This is a genomic window from Metamycoplasma orale ATCC 23714, from assembly GCF_000420105.1.
In the GTDB taxonomy this organism is placed as follows: domain Bacteria; phylum Bacillota_I; class Bacilli_A; order Mycoplasmatales; family Metamycoplasmataceae; genus Metamycoplasma; species Metamycoplasma orale.
Genome location: NZ_ATUH01000007.1, coordinates 1 through 14524, shown reverse-complemented (window position 1 = coordinate 14524; position 14524 = coordinate 1). Strand labels below are relative to the sequence as shown.

Here is a 14524-nt window from a genome sequence, read left to right as displayed (position 1 = left end):
TTAAAAAAAGGAGAATAATGAAAGACGAAGAATTAATTTCAGTAATGCGTGGACTTGCTATTGATAGTATTAATAAAGCACATGGTGGACATTTAGGTATGGCAATTGGAGCAGCCCCTATTTCATATTCGATTATTGCTAAAAACTTAAATATATCTAAGGAAGATCCTAAATGAATTAACCGTGATAAATTTATTTTATCGGCTGGACATGGATCTATGTGTTTATATTCTATATACCATTTATTAGGACTATTAGATATTGATGATTTAACAGCACATAAGACCTTATATTCAAAAACTCCAAGCCACCCTGAAATTGATAAATTTAATTTTGTTGAAGCTTCAACCGGCCCACTAGGTCAAGGAATAGCTATGGGTGTTGGTATGGCCATTTCACAAAAATATTTAGCTCAAAAATATAATAAGCCCAACTTTGAAATATTTAATCATCATGTTTATGTTTTACATGGAGATGGATGTTTACAAGAAGGAGTTGCTTTGGAAGCTATTCAATTAGCTGGAACTTTAAATTTAAATAAATTAATCTTACTTCATGATTTTAATGAAACACAAATAGATAGTAAATCTTATGAAGTTAACAACATTGATTTTGTAAAGTTTTTTAAATCAAATAACTTTAATGTTTTTGATGTCAAAGATGACTCCTTAAAAAATATTTTAAAAGCTATAGCTAAAGCTAAAAGATCATCAAAGCCTTCATACATTAGAATTCATACTCATATTGCAAAAAATACACCATTTGAAAATAAACCAAAAGGACATAGTGGTTTTTTAGATGAAACTCAAACCATTGAATTTAAAAAGAAATGCAATTTAGAAAATTTTGTTCCTTTTGAGTATGATAAAAAATATTATGATTTTGCTAAAACATTATGAAAAGAAAAAGATGCAAACTATAATTCATGGCTTAAATTATTTTTTGAGTACCAAAAAACTTATCCTGTAGAAGCAAAAGAAATTAATGAATTAATAAATAAAAGTTACACTTTTAATTTATCTAAGCCGCAACTTTCAAATAAAGCAACAAGAGATTATGTTGGCAATTTATTAAATGAGTTAGAAGCTAATCCTTTTATTATAGGAGGTTCTGCTGACTTAAAAAGTTCTACTAAGGTTGGTTTTAATAAGGATTTAATTCATGGCGGTAAAAATATTAAATATGGTATCCGTGAATTTGCAATGAGTGCAATTAATAATGGAATTTATTTAGCTTCTAATTTAAGAACAGTTGATTCAACATTTTTAGCATTTGCTGACTATGCAAAAGGTGCAATTCGTTTAGGAGCGATGATGAAAATACCTGCAATACATATTTATAGTCATGATAGTTATCAAGTAGGCGGTGATGGTCCAACACATCAACCATATGACCAACTCACTATGTTAAGAGCTATAGAAAATGTAAAAGTAATTAGACCTTGTGACGAAAGTGAAACTTATCTAGGCTTGCAATATGCATTAAATCAAAACACTAATCAAATTGCTTTTATTACATGTAGACAATCAATTAAATCATTTAATGTATTAGATAAGGAATTTAAACCAGCTTATATAATTAAAAAAGCAAACGATTTTGATTTAAGTATTTTAGCTAGTGGCTCTGAAGTAGAACTTGCTTTTAAAGTGGTTGAAGAACTTAAACATAAAAAAATTAAAGCACAAATTATTTCAGTGCCTTTATTGCAAGATTTAGTAAATAATGAAAAATTAATTAAACAATTAAATATTTCAAAAAAGCCAATATTTGCATTGGAAGCAAGCAGTGACTCAATGTGATACCAACTTGCAAAATATAATAGGTTTGATTGTATGCTTGCCACTACTTTTGGCGAGTCAACTGATGGAAAAGAAATATATGAATTAAAAGGATTTAATATAATTAATATAGTAACTAAAATTAAGAAGTTATTAAATAAGGAGTAAATAATGAAAGAATTAGTAAATATAAAAAATATGTTAAAAAAAGCATATAAAGAAAAATATGCAGTGCCACACATCAATATTAATAATTTAGAATGAACTAAAACAACATTACAAGCTGCACAAGATTTACATAGCCCAATTATTATAAGTGCTTCATATGGAGCAGTTAAATATTTTGGCGGATATAATGTAGTTGTAGGTCTTGTTAAGAACTTAGTTAATGATTTAAATATTACAGTTGATGTTGCTTTACATTTTGATCATGGTACTTATGAACAATGCATTAAAGCATTAGAAACAGGTTTTAGTTCAATTATGTATGACGGTAGTCATGAACCATTTGACATTAACTACAAAAATACAAAAGAACTTGTAAAACTAGCAAAAAAATATAATGCAAGTGTAGAAGCAGAAATTGGACAAATTGGTGGCGAAGAAGATGGAATTATTTCTTCTGGCGTCATTGTATCTGATGTTACAGAAGCCTTAAAAATGAAGGCACTTGGTATTGATGCATTAGCAGTTGGTATTGGCAATATTCATGGAAAATATCCAGAAAGCTGAAAAAGTTTGGATTTTAATACATTAAAGAAAATTAATGAAGCTTGTCAAATGCCTTTAGTATTACATGGTGGTAGTGGAATACCTAGTGATCAAATTAAAAAATCTATTCAAAATGGTATTTCAAAAGTCAATGTAAATACAGAATTACAAGTAGTTAATGCAAATGCTATTAAAGATTTTGTTTTATCTAAAAAAATAGATGAAGCTAAAAACTTTGACCCTCGTAAAATTGCAAATTATGGAATGGCAGAAGTATATAAATTACTTGAAGCAAAATTTAAAGAATTTGGTTCAATAAACAAAGATAATAATTAGTTTTGAACAAATATAATAATAACAAAAACACAATTCTCGATTTTTGTAAATTTATTAAAAAATGTCCTTAATACAAGGGATATTTTTTCTTTTTAATTGTTTATAACTATGTTAATAATTATGTTAATAACACATTTTTGAATGTAAAATGTAAATTACTATAACTTTGTTCTTTATAATATTTCCATTATGATAAATGACGAAAAAGAAGAAAAATTATTAGATTTAAAGCTAAACAATATGGCTTTTAAAAATGAACTTAAAAATAATATTGGAGACGAAGTCATATTTGAACAACTATTTGCAACAATTGAAATAGTGCACAAAGAAGCAAATACTATATATATTTTAGTTCCTGCAACTTTTAAAGATATTATTAAATCTAGATATCATGATTTAATAAGTAGACTAATTAAAAATATTTTGGGTAAACAAAACAATGTGATTTATATTACACATTTAGATGAACTAAAATACTTAGAGGTTATAAGTGATGAAAAAAATAACCAAAAGAAAACTAATATTAGAAGTGATTTAACTTTTGAAAATTATGCAAGTGGTAAGTTTAATGATTTAGTTTTAAAAGCCGCAAAAACAGTTTATCAAAGTAATGATGTAATTTTTTCGCCTTTATTTATATATGGTGGAAGTGGACTTGGAAAAACACACATTTTACATGCTATTGGAAATCAACTTTTAGAAAAAGGAAAAACTTGTTTTTATGTAAATCCAGATGAGCTAACTAGAAAACTTGTTGAGCAATTAAGAAATAGAAATCAAGAAGAAATTAATAAGATTGTTGATGAACTTACAAGCTATGATTGTTTAATGTTTGATGATATTCAACAATATGCAAATAAAGAAAGTACATTATCTGTTTTATTTAATATTATTAATACAATGATCACCAATAAAAAGCAAATCATTTTGTGCGCTGATAAAAAACCTGAAGATCTTGGCGGATTTGAACAAAGATTTATAACTCGTTTTAATGGGGGATTAATTGTAAATATATTAAATCCTGAAATGGACGATGTCATTTCTATTCTTAAATTTAAATTAAGAGTAAATAATATTAATCCGATGCTTTGAGATGATGAATCTATAAAATTTGTTGCTAGAAACTTTTCTTCTTCAATAAGAGCAATTGAAGGCGCTATAAATAGAATAATTCTATTTAGCCAAGGCGATGAACAATTTTCATATGACATTGAAAATATAAAAACTATATTCAAAAGTATGTCTCAAGTTAAAGAAAGTATCACCCCAGAAAAAATAATTGAAATAGTTGCTAAATATTATAAAATCAATAAAAATAGAATTGTAGCTAAAACTAGAAAAGAAGAAGTTGTTATGGCAAGAAGACTTGCTATGTGATTTATTAAAAATAATTTTAACTTTTCATTAGAAGAAATTGGCAAAATGTTTGGCAATCAAACTCACTCTACTGTTATTGTGTCAATTAGTTGAATTGATAAAAATATTAAAACAAATTCTTCACTAAAAGTAGCTGTTGAAAATATTAAAGATAATTTAAGCAAAATACTTTAATTGTGTAATAATCTATCTAATTAAAAATATAGAAAAAGGAAAAATCATGGAAATAAAAATAAATAAATTACTTTTAGACAATGCAATTGAAACAGTGGCTAAAGCTGTTGATCCTTTGCCATTTGATCCTATTATGAAAGGAATTTTAATTTCAGCTGAAGATAATCAAATTGTTTTTAGTGGATCAGATGGGGAAATTAGTGCTAGACACACAATTAAAACTAGTTTAGATGCTATTATTAAAACACCTGGAATTTGCCTAGTTGAATTAAGTATGTTTAGAAACTTAGTTAAAAAACTTGATGATGATATTTTAATTAAAACAGATGAAAAAATTATGACTTTATCATCAAATCTAGACGTTTTCACACTTAATTTATTTACAAGTTCTGATTATCCTGATATTGATTATTCAGTTTATGGGGATACTTTAAAGATAAATTGAAACAAATTAAAAAATGTTGCCAAAGATGTTTGATTTGCGGCAAGCATATCAGATGCAGATTTAATTTTAAATTGTGTAAATTTATCAGTTAAAAATAAAAAATTAACTTTAATGGCTACAGATAGATTTAGATTTGCGCAAGAAACCATAGAAGTTAATTCAAATGATTTGCCTAATGATGTTTCTATATTAGCTAAAAACCTAAAAAGTTTAATGAATTTTAATTCTGATGATGAAGTAACTTTATATATATCACAAAATAAAATAGCTTTTCAACTTGAAAATACTGTAGTTCAATCAAAAATTGTTGATCAATCTTATTTAGATGTAACTAATTTAATTCCCAAAACATGTAAATATAAAATACTAATTGATAAAAAAGAATTAAACTCAATTTTAAATAAAGTATCTACAATAACTAACGAAACCAATAATAAAATTGTTTTAGAAATTAAGAACAAAGTTATGACTTTAAGTGCGTCAAGATCAGAAATTGCAAGTGCAACAATTAAAACTCAAAACTTTAGTTTTGAAGGTATTGATTCTAGATGAATAATTAATGTTAAATATTTAAAAGATGCAATAAGCGTTTTAGATGGTCAAATTACATTTTGTATAACAGGCGAAAGAACATGTAAATTCTTATTAACATCTAATGAAAATCCAAATGTTGTACAATTATTTACACCACAAAAAGGATATTAATTATGGAAATAGAAATTACAGGACCTTTTATTAAAGTAAGTCAATTACTTAAAAAATTAGGAAAAGCGCCTACTGGTGGAACTGCTAAATTCTTTTTAAAAATACATAAAGTTTTAATTAATGGTGAAGAAGCTATTGGTAGAAATTCAAAAATAAAAATTGGTGATACAATTTGAATTGACGATAATATTTATAAAATTGTAGAAAAAAAAGAAATTTAATATAAAATGTTAAAGATATATTTACATTTTACACATTATTAGTAAAGGAGAAATTATGGCAGGTAGAGATCAATTAACAGGACAAAAAGCTTTAAGTGGAAATAGAAGATCACATGCATTAAATGCTACAAAAAGAAGATTTAATCTTAATCTACAAAAAGTAACTGTTCTAACTGAAAATGGTGGTAAACAAACTGTTCGTGTAACTGCAAAAAATGCAAGAACATTAAAAAAACTTGGCTTAACAGCTTAATTATATAAATAATATTGCTAGGGTTTCCTAGCTTTTATTTTTTTTATTTTTTTTAAATATAATTAATGTATGACAAATTATATTTTATATAGTGCACTAGGCATCTTTATATTAAATTTAGGTTTAAATTCAATTATAGAAATTTTATTTTTTATAAATTACAAATATTTTTACATTGGCTTTTCTAAATTAAATGCAAAACAATATTTTGTTGAAAATAGCATAAGAGTCAATAGTTTAGTATTTCAAATATTTGAAAAATTATTTAAAAAATTTAGGAACATTTTTATTTCAATTATTGTTGTTTTTTCATCTCTTTTGTTTGTGTGTTTTGCATATGCTATAGTTATTACAATCAAATTTTGACCTATTATTAAAAATAATCTTCTTGATTATTTATTAATGTATGGTTTAATTTTTGTTGATTTTATATTTTTTGCTCCAATTTACTATATGCCTTCGCTTCTTAGAAAATGAAGTAATTCAAAGTTAATTCTTAAGAATTGAAAAGAAATTAATAACAATTTTCAAGAAAAAGATTTAGAAATAGAAAATGTTGCTGAATATGAAAAATTTAAAAATTTAATTTTATACAAAGAAGTAATCTTTGAATATTCATATGAAAAAAATAATATTAAACAAACCTTTGTTAAATGATTTATGCAAAATAAGAGACCATTTTTAGATAATGGAAATATTGACAAAAACAAAATAATTGAATTTTTAATATGTGATTATCAAAATACAAAATTAGATTATGTTTCTTATCCTTTTTCATTTTATCTAAAACTAATAAAGGAATTTAGTTAATTATGAGTGACAATACATTAAAAATATTAACTTATATAACTTTAGCAATATCTTGTATTTGAATTTTAATTTTCTTTATTTGATTAAAAGTTAAATTTTCATACTTATATATGATGTTAAAACTAAAAGATTTTGCACATTCTGCTTTTTTAAGTAGAAAGTTAGCAATTAATAATTGTGTATTTGACATTTATAAAAAGAATTATAAAAATTTATTATTTTACTTATTATTATTATTTGGCATTAATATTCCTATTATGGCTTTGTCGTTTACAATGTTTGTATTTAATGCAATTTCATTATCTAATGATTTAGATAATAAATTTATGATATTGTTTCTTATAGGTTTTTTTATACTTTGCATTCCATTTGCAATATTTCTCTTCTTTATTATCATTTTAAGTTCTATAGCTAAAATTAATAAATCAATAAAATATTGAAAACATTTAAATGCTACATTTACAAATAGTTTTGATTCCCTTATTGAAAATCAAGACATTAAATTTAATAATGAGTTATATGTAAGAATATTTAATTCTTCAGATTTAATTTTTGAAATCACTAGAGAAATGCGGGGGTTTGATAAATCAGTATTTTTTAAAATAAAAAATTGGAAAAATATATTTAATAAAATTAAAGACATAAAGTTTGATGAACTACTTTATTATTTCTTAATATTTGATATTGATCAGACAAGGTTAAACGGTAAATATTATTCAATTGAAGAATTGGCATTTATTTATAAAAATAAAAATTCTTTGGTAACGCTTTTAAATCAAAATTTTAGAATAAACCAATAATAAAAATATTGGTTTTTTTAATTTTAAAAACTAAATATTTATTTTCTTTACAAAAGCATATTTTGTAAAATTATCATTTTACTATATAATAAATGTATTAAAAAATAGGGGGATAAAATATGCTACTAATAGTTGTTGCTGAAGAAGAAGAAATTGAACAATTTATACCTCATTTAAATATTAAAAATATTTATGAATTTGATACATTTTCATTTTGCAAGTTAATGTATGTAAGTTTAAAAAATAAAAATTTTTATATAGCGATATCAGGTGTTGGAAAAGTTAATTCTGCATTATTCTTATCTTATTTACTTTCAAATAAAAAATACAATATTACAAGAATACTAAATATTGGACCAGCGGGTTTTATAGGCAAAAACGCTCATATAAGCGACGCTTTTATGATATCTGATAGTTTTTATTATGATGTAAATTTAACTGTTTTACCACATTATGAGTATGGTAAATTACCTAATATAAATAAAGAATTTTTAACATCAAAAGTTTTAAATAATGAATTGAATTCTAAATTAAATTTAGCTTTTTGTCAAAATGTAACCGCTGATAAATTTGCTAGTAAATCAGATGTTGAATTCATTCAAAAAAATTTTTCTAAATTTACAACTGTTGATATGGAATTAACTGCTTTAATTCATACAAGTAATTTCTTTAATATTCCCATTTCTTCAATAAAAATAATTTCAGATAAATTAGAAGAAAATACTAATTCTAATAATGATTACAAACTAAAATCTTTAATTTGAAAAGCGAAAATTGCTACTATACTTTTAAAATTATTTTCATAATTTAAAAATATATTTAAATAAAAATCTTATAAAAAATTATTTTTATTATAATTGTTAATTATGTTAAAAATACAAAATTAAACCTTATAGCTAAAACTAAATTTAACTATTGATTTAAAGTATTTTTTTATTTTACTTATAACTTAAGTAATATATGACAAAAAAGCTTTAACTTTAATATAATTTAGTCTTGCTTATTAATTTGCTATGTATCTTAAGTGATATTGAATTACCTTATTTTATGCAAAAATAAAAAGGAGTGTTAATAATGGAAATTAAAAAGAATGTTAAAAAAGAAGAGCAACCAATTATTGATCTTGTTAATGTTGTTAAAGAATTCGAAGACAAACGTGTTTTAGATGATGTTAATCTTTCAATTAAAAAAGGTGAATTTATTACTTTGTTAGGACCATCAGGTTCAGGTAAAACCACTATTTTAAGAATTATTGGTGGTTTTGAATGAGTTACTCGTGGTGAAGTTAAATTTAATGGTAAGGATATTAAAGATTTAAGTCCACATAAAAGAGATGTTTCAACTATCTTTCAAGATTATGCTTTATTTCCACATCTTAATGTTGAAAATAATATTAAATATGGTTTAGCATTAAAAAGATTACCAAGAGAAGATGTTCCTAAAGCTTTTTATAGTAAACTTAGTGTTAAACAAACTATGTGAAGAAAAAAAGCACTTGCTGAAATGAAAAGACTAGATCAACAAATGACTAGTTATGAAAATATAATCAAAAAAGAAAAACTATCTGAAAAGAAACGTGATAAATATCAAACTTTAATTGACAATATGGACTTTAAATATTCATATTGAGAAAATTATACTGATTTAAAAACAGAAGCTTATTCTAAAAGATTTTTAACTCGTCCTATTACTTCTGAAGAAATGAACGCTGAAGTTAAGAAAATTATGGAACTTGTTGGTCTTACAGGTAATGAAAAGAAAAATGTTAATTATCTTTCAGGCGGTATGAAACAAAGAGTTGCACTAGCTCGTTCTTTAGTTATAGAACCCGAAATTTTATTATTAGATGAACCCCTTTCAGCATTAGACGCTAAAATTAGAGAAAAAATGCAACGCTTCTTGAGTGACATTCAAAAGAAATTAAAATTAACATTTATTTTTGTAACACATGATCGAAACGAAGCTCTACAACTAAGCGATAGAATTGCAATTGTAAGAGATGGTAAAATAGAACAATTTGGTGAACCAAAACAACTTTATGATTATCCTGTTAACAAATGAGTTGCAAACTTTATTGGTGACTCAAACTTTTTTGACGCCACTTTTGTATCAAAAAATAAGGTTAAGTTTTTAGGCAAAACTTTTGATACTATTCATGAAGAATTTGAAACAGATGAAAAATTAGATGCATTAATTAGACCTGAAGATATTAATATTATTAAATCTGCTACAAAAGCAAAATTAACTGGTGTTATTGAAAAAGCAACATATCGTGGTAGTTATTATAATTATGATATTAATGTTAAAGGTACTAAAATATTTGTTGAAACTTCATACAAATATGAAGAAGGTCAAACTGTTTATTTAGATTGAGATCTTGATGCTATTCATTTAATGAGAAAAGATTTAAAACTTGTAGCAGCAGAAGAAGGTTTAGAAAATGTTAATGAAGGCCAATAATAAAACTAAATCTACTAAGAAAATATCTTCTGCACCTAAGTGACAAATCGCTTTATTAATACCTTATTTAGTTTTTTCAGTTATATTCATTATTCTTCCAATCTTTCTTATTTTATATTATGGCTTTAAACCACTAGATGGTCAAAAAGTTTCTGAGACATGAGAAATAGTTGGAAAAGCTTCAACTTGAAGAATAATGTTTAGATCATTATGAACAGGCTTAATTGCTGCCATTATTTCTTTTATGATAGGTTTTCCTTATGCCTATATATTATCTAGATCTAAAAGTGTTGTAAAAATATTGGGACTTTCTTTAATTTTAAGCCCAATGGTTATATTTACAATATCAAAAGCTCTTGCAGTGCGCGGTTTATTTTCTGCAATGTTTGATGAAAATAAATTAAATAATAGTGCATTTATGATTTTTGGAATGGTTTATCTTTATTTGCCATTTATGGTTATGCCTTTATATCAAATTCTAAAAGACATGCCTAATAATATAATTGAAGCTTCTCAAGATTTAGGCTATTCTAAATTTAAAACTGCATTAAAAGTTATTATTCCTTATTGTTATAAAGGAATTTTATCTGGATTTTCAATAATTCTAATGATGTCTTCAACTTCAATTATTATTGCAGATAAAATGTTACCTAATGGTTCTCAAAATCAATTAATAGGAAATCTAATTAACCAGTTTGCAAATACTTCTAACCCATTTGATTTAGCAACTTCTTCAACATTAGTTATAGTAACAATGCTTATATTAATGACTTTATATGGACTAATATATGGTATACCATATATAATTTCAAAGAAAAGACAAGGAGGTATATATGAATAAATTTAAAACTTTTTTAAAAAACTTTTATATTGTAGCAATTTTGCTATTCTTATATATTCCTATTTTCTTTGGAATGATTTATAGTTTTAATGAACCTTCATCAAAAGGAATATTTTCAGTTACTACATGAAATAAATCTTCTTGACAAGCTTATCGTGAATTATTTTCAAAATCACACAGTATTGCATTTGTTAATTCATTTTTATTAGCATTTTCAACATCATTAATTGTTATAACAATTTCTCTTCTTACTGTTTTTGCACTTTGAAGACAAAAAAATAAGGCTATTAGAACTTATACTCAAGGTTCTTCAAACATTCCTTTAATTAATCCTGATGTTATTACAGGTTTTACTTTAGCAATCGTTCTTAATTTAATTTTTATGGGAACATTAAAAGCAACAAATGAAGGTTTTTTTAGAGCCGTTATAGCACACACTGTAATGTGTTTACCATATGGAATTTTAATTATGCTTCCAAAAAGTGATAAGTTTTCAAAGAATATTTTTGAAGCTTCTCAAGATTTAGGATATTCAAAATTCAGAACATGATTTAAAACTTATTTTGTTTATATGTTAGGTTCAATAGGTTTTACTTTTGTTATTACAATGACCTTATCATTTGATGACTTTGTTATCACTAAAATAGTATCGAATACTGAAACTTTAGGAACCCAATTATATGAGGGGCAATTTCAAGCTTGATCATTAGCAATTGGCGCAATAACTTTAATTATAGTTATATTTGGCAATGCAATATATGTAACATATAAATTAAATACTGATAAAAAAGAAAAAAGAGCAACGGCATTAAATAAAAAATCTAGTTTATTTGTTAATAGTGTAAAAGTTATTAATCAAGGTATGCCAAAACAAATTGAATAAACGCGTTTGAAAAAATATTTTTATTATTCTTTTAATAGTTATTACTTTTGCCATATTTCTTAGTGTTATTTTAGTTAAACAATTTTTAGGTTATTGTCCTAATATTTATAATTATGTTTTTTATTTGCATCCTTCAATTATTAAAAAGATTAAGGAAAAATATACTTACAAAGTTTTTAAAAAAGTTAATTAGTTTAGCCAAGCATTATATGTCGATAAAACAATTGCTGGTGTAGGTTCTGATTTTCGAGCAGCTTAGCTTGTTTTTGATAATAAACCTGACCATATTTGAGAATATATAGTTTCATATTATTCACAAGATAAAGGTATTGTATACACTTTAGATAATTCAATTAGATCTCGCTTAAAACATGTAGATAATTTAAAAGAAAAATTAGAAGAAAAATTAACAACAAAACTTTCTTGAGAACAAATTATTAATGTATTAAAAGAACATAATTATGAACGTTTTGCTTGAATAGATGCTTATTACGATAATTTAATGATTAATTCAATTTATCAAAAAAACACACAGTATAATAAAATTACAAATAAAAACTATAAAAGCGTAATAGATTATTTTGTTGATTTTGTTGAAAAAATAAGTGGTAATTCAATTCAAAATAGAAAATATAATATTTTATAAGTAACGATGGTCTTTTACTTGCTGACCATTCAATTGAGTCTAAACAAAAAAGATCTGATGCAGCCATTTTATATAATGGTGATCCTTTAGATTGCTTATTATTCTAATGATAATCATAAATATATTAAAAATTTTTATTATTAATTTTATCGATCATTTCCCGTTTTTTTGTTAAATTTAAATTGAAAGATTCTTCAATCCAATTAATTTCATTTTTTATCTTAATAGAATTATCACAAATATACTCTTTATTTATATTTTTTTCTGACCCTTGTCTTTCAAAAAAACAAAGAACATTTGAAATGATATTTCCTTTAAAATTAATTATATATCTATGTTCACAATGCATTTCATTATTTGACGATGTATCAAATTCAATGCATACAGAAAACGTATTGGTCTTTAATTCTTTATAAAATCTTTTTTTGAAATTTTTCACTTCGTTATATTCTTCAACTAAATTGAATTTATTTTCTTTATAAGGCAAGAAACCTTGGTATTGACGAAATAGTTTAATAAAAAAATTTGGACAAAACGCTATTATAAAATGTTTTATTGGATTTTTATTTTTATTTCTGTATTTTATCAATCCCAAATCACCGATTTTTGCAGAGTAATAATAATTGTTTAATATATTAAGAATTTTAAACATTTTGTTTTTTACAGTTTTTCAAAATCTATAAAAATAAACAATACTAAAAAATCATTGTTTTTCTCATAATGAATAATCGAAAAAACTAAATGGGTTTAATTCATCATTTTTTTTAGTTAAATCTAATATAGTATTTGAAAATGAACAAAAAAAATAACTTTTGACTTTCAAAGATTGCTGAAATCTTTGAAAAACTATTATCTGTTGAAGTTGCAGATAAATACATTCTATAAACTTCGCTTACGGCATCAAAAGACTTTTTTATTAAAAATTTTTTGATTGTTTTATACAAAGAATAAAAAACAAAAGTTATTATAGCTAATACAAAAGTTAAAATGTTTCAAATCATATAGCCTCTTTCTTTTTTATATTGTACATATATTTTTAACAAAAAATAATTTATTTAAAATAAATTAGAATAAATCAAAATATCTATTTTATAGTGACAAAAGTACTAACTGGTTAGTTCCATTTGCCAGTTCATTTTTTTATTTATTTCAAAAAAGATAAAATAAAGATATGAAAAATTTAATCGATCAAAAAAGTAAAATAAAAAATTATAACTTATTTAATTTAATATTAGAAGATAAATTAAAAATAGGCACCACTTAAAGTTTAATTTAAATTCATAGTTATTTATTTGGTGAGTTTTATTTTTTTGCTGTTTAAATTAGAAAAAAAGATATTTCAAAAAGTGGCATCAGATTTGCTAATTCTGCATATTTAAATGTAACACTTAAAAATATCTAAAATATGCTGAAAGTAATTTGAAACAAATAATAGATAAGTATATTGAAATGAATATAGCACATTCGTTTTTAGAAGGCAATGGTCGAAGTACTAGAATTTGATTTGATTTAATGTTAAAAATGAATTTGTAAAAAGCAGTTAATTGAAGTTTAATAAAAAAATTGATTATTTACAAGCAATGCAATTAAGTCCTTATGGTTATTCAAAAATTAAAAATTTAATTAAAGGGACTGTAAAAAAATGTGTAAAGTTCTAAAATCCTTTCTTAATAAATAAAAAATTATCAAGATGGTATGAACCCCAAATATTGGACTTTTTAATTATGTTTGGACTTATTCCTGTATTGAACAGGACTAAGTCGCTACATTGCAACATGAAGTGCAACACTTGACAAATTTGTTAAAGTTGTTGCATTTTTTTTATAAAATAAAATTGAAGGGATACTTTTCCCTTCAATATAACTCTTATGCATTGCTTAAAAAAAGAGGTTACAATATGAATTATACACATATTAATTATGAAGAGAGAGTTTTAATTGAACATTATTTTAATTTAAATTATTCAATTAATAAAATCGCTAAAGAAATTAATAGATCTCCTTCTACTATTTCTAGGGAATTAAAAAGAAACTTTGATAGCAACATAATGAATTACAATTCGAACTCTGCAAGTCAATTAGCAC

At 23.9% G+C, this 14524-nt stretch carries 14 protein-coding genes; 13 read left to right on the top strand and 1 reads right to left on the bottom strand.

What is annotated here, in order from left to right:
- The first annotated feature begins 17 nt into the window (after positions 1–17).
- The 12 genes from F795_RS0101795 to F795_RS06540 all read left to right on the top strand — a co-directional run bounded on the left by F795_RS0101795 (position 18) and on the right by F795_RS06540 (position 11794).
- Positions 18–1946 (top strand): transketolase family protein, encoded by a 1929-nt coding sequence (locus F795_RS0101795; RefSeq protein ID WP_022936023.1) that lies wholly within the window; start codon positions 18–20, stop codon positions 1944–1946.
- Between the two features lie 3 nt (positions 1947–1949).
- Positions 1950–2825, top strand: coding sequence for a class II fructose-1,6-bisphosphate aldolase (fba, locus tag F795_RS0101790; RefSeq protein WP_022936022.1), 876 nt, complete (start codon positions 1950–1952; stop codon positions 2823–2825).
- A gap of 189 nt (positions 2826–3014) precedes the next feature.
- Positions 3015–4376, top strand: a complete 1362-nt coding sequence (gene dnaA / locus F795_RS0101785) for a chromosomal replication initiator protein DnaA (RefSeq protein WP_022936021.1) — start codon at positions 3015–3017, stop codon at positions 4374–4376.
- Positions 4377–4422: 46 nt separating this feature from the next.
- Positions 4423–5526 (top strand): DNA polymerase III subunit beta, encoded by a 1104-nt coding sequence (gene dnaN, locus F795_RS0101780; protein ID WP_022936020.1) that lies wholly within the window; start codon positions 4423–4425, stop codon positions 5524–5526.
- A gap of 2 nt (positions 5527–5528) precedes the next feature.
- The gene (locus F795_RS0101775) at positions 5529–5747 is read left to right on the top strand and encodes an RNA-binding S4 domain-containing protein (protein WP_022936019.1); all 219 of its coding nucleotides are present in this window, start codon (positions 5529–5531) and stop codon (positions 5745–5747) included.
- Between the two features lie 55 nt (positions 5748–5802).
- The gene (rpmB, locus tag F795_RS0101770; RefSeq protein ID WP_022936018.1) at positions 5803–6000 is read left to right on the top strand and encodes a 50S ribosomal protein L28; all 198 of its coding nucleotides are present in this window, start codon (positions 5803–5805) and stop codon (positions 5998–6000) included.
- A 69-nt stretch (positions 6001–6069) separates the two neighbouring features.
- The gene (locus F795_RS06550; protein ID WP_022936017.1) at positions 6070–6810 is read left to right on the top strand and encodes an MAG0920 family protein; all 741 of its coding nucleotides are present in this window, start codon (positions 6070–6072) and stop codon (positions 6808–6810) included.
- A gap of 2 nt (positions 6811–6812) precedes the next feature.
- On the top strand, positions 6813–7610 hold the full coding sequence (locus F795_RS06545) for an MAG0920 family protein (protein ID WP_022936016.1): 798 nt from the start codon (positions 6813–6815) through the stop codon (positions 7608–7610).
- A gap of 119 nt (positions 7611–7729) precedes the next feature.
- A complete protein-coding gene (locus F795_RS0101755; RefSeq protein ID WP_022936015.1) occupies positions 7730–8416 on the top strand; it encodes a 5'-methylthioadenosine/S-adenosylhomocysteine nucleosidase family protein in 687 nt (228 codons plus the stop codon).
- A gap of 268 nt (positions 8417–8684) precedes the next feature.
- A complete protein-coding gene (locus F795_RS0101750; RefSeq protein ID WP_022936014.1) occupies positions 8685–10070 on the top strand; it encodes an ABC transporter ATP-binding protein in 1386 nt (461 codons plus the stop codon).
- Positions 10057–10911, top strand: a complete 855-nt coding sequence (locus tag F795_RS0101745; RefSeq protein ID WP_197724026.1) for an ABC transporter permease — start codon at positions 10057–10059, stop codon at positions 10909–10911. The genes F795_RS0101750 and F795_RS0101745 overlap by 14 nt, the downstream gene beginning before the upstream one ends.
- The gene (locus tag F795_RS06540; protein ID WP_022936012.1) at positions 10904–11794 is read left to right on the top strand and encodes an ABC transporter permease; all 891 of its coding nucleotides are present in this window, start codon (positions 10904–10906) and stop codon (positions 11792–11794) included. The genes F795_RS0101745 and F795_RS06540 overlap by 8 nt, the downstream gene beginning before the upstream one ends.
- Positions 11795–12564: 770 nt before the next feature.
- On the opposite strand, the gene F795_RS0101725 is transcribed toward F795_RS06540, so the two are convergent.
- Positions 12565–13092, bottom strand: a complete 528-nt coding sequence (locus F795_RS0101725; protein WP_129619147.1) for a hypothetical protein — start codon at positions 13090–13092, stop codon at positions 12565–12567.
- A 1245-nt stretch (positions 13093–14337) separates the two neighbouring features.
- Here F795_RS0101725 and F795_RS03425 point away from each other — a divergent pair.
- Positions 14338–14524, top strand: a 187-nt coding sequence (locus F795_RS03425) for a helix-turn-helix domain-containing protein (protein ID WP_040538414.1), incomplete at its 3' end; no start/stop codon positions are given.